This window comes from Bacteroides sp. MSSM.1001136sp1_RTP21357st2_D2_RTP21359_211015 (assembly GCF_040913205.1).
GTDB classification, from domain to species: domain Bacteria; phylum Bacteroidota; class Bacteroidia; order Bacteroidales; family Bacteroidaceae; genus Bacteroides; species Bacteroides ovatus.
In genome coordinates, this window is the sequence record NZ_JBDFVF010000079.1 from 1 (window position 1) to 1518 (window position 1518).

At 34.1% G+C, this 1518-nt stretch carries 1 protein-coding gene; it reads left to right on the plus strand.

From position 1 onward, the window contains the following. Positions 1-803: 803 nt before the first annotated feature. Positions 804-1139: a hypothetical protein gene (locus tag AB5217_RS24805; RefSeq protein ID WP_004327208.1), complete on the plus strand. Its 336-nt coding sequence runs from the start codon at positions 804-806 to the stop codon at positions 1137-1139. Positions 1140-1518 lie beyond the last annotated feature (379 nt).

Here is a 1518-nt window from a genome sequence, read left to right on the forward strand (position 1 = left end):
AAAAAGATTAATAGCAGGGTGGGATAATGAATTCTTATGGGAACTTATTTTACATGATTTATAATGCGTTTTCCCTGAGGTAGGAAAATATACAAATGTCCGCTCTATATACTTTCAATAAGCACTGGTAATATATTGTAAAGCAGTGTATAGTCTGGTATTCTACTTGGTCTTTAGCTTAGAATCTGGCTTGATAATTTATAGGATAAATGGTTAAAATACTATGAGAAATACCTTGAAAAGGTATGAGAAATGCGTTGTTTTATGGACAAAATGCTGGTAATACTATGAGAAATGCTATTTTCTATTTTATTTCTCATAGTGTTATGTCTTTGATTTACAAGATATTATTATGTGCGTTATGAGAACATGAGAAATGAAAAATCGTTTCTAGTAGAATGTCAGATACGTGTTTTTTTATATGATATAGACTAGATTAATTGATAAAGCATATTTTTTTTCTGTCAAAATTGTTTGTTTAATAGATATTTATTTCTACTTTTGTCATAGTTTACTTTCGAGCGAAGGAAGTAGCTTTTTAATAATTTTATTGAGAACGGTTATTTGTTGCATTCTATATAAAAATCCGCTAATTTTTTACCAGTGAATGACAATGAGTGACAGGTCTCGCGCACTTTTGCATATATACTTTGTTATATACACAATTGGGCGTGGGGCTATCACTTATGTTCACTGGGGGTCTTAGCGGATACCTTATATAGAGCGTAAGTAGATAGTTCCCACGTTCTCTTTTTATATAAACCTCGCACCACCGGGAACTGATGTGGTAATTCATATAAACTATGTGCGGAGACTTTAATCGTATCATCATTCAGCTATCGCAGCATCCTGTTGTGAACAAATCTTTCTCTGATTTAACCTGTACCGAATGCGAACAGGCATATGTCTTGATAAATGAATTGATTAGTTTATCAGTAGAAGAAGATTATACCCTATTGGATTATATTCAGATGGCACGCCTGAAGTATTATCTCGGTGAGCTTTCTTGCAAGATATATTCTGTAAAGGAAGATGCCGCCCTTCATTATGGTAGCGCCCTTCATTTATTGGAGAAAGGCGGTCTCGATCTGAGCCTAAAGAAATGGATTGAACTTGTCAGCCTGCGTATGGAGGAATAAATCGTCGTTGCATTTCAATTCTGCATTTCCTGACGTATGTTTGCCTCATTTCTTTTTGCATATACTTGATTGAATAATCCTGTATATGCAAAAATCATCATGTCTTATAATCCGGTTTTGGTATATTTTATATGGCACTTCTCTTTTCTCTTATGATTTTCTTCTTAATTTATCTTTGCCTTACGCTCGCCCGCGTGTAATATAATAATGTGTATCCCTCTCGTCGTTTCCGCACACAATTCCCCCATACATAAAAAATATGTTCTACAACATCGTTATGCATCAGCACTTTAGCAAATTCCTTCAAAAATAATTAGAAAAAATAGTTTGATATATTTGGAGTGTATACCAAAAGGGCGTACTTTTGCACCCGCTTTCC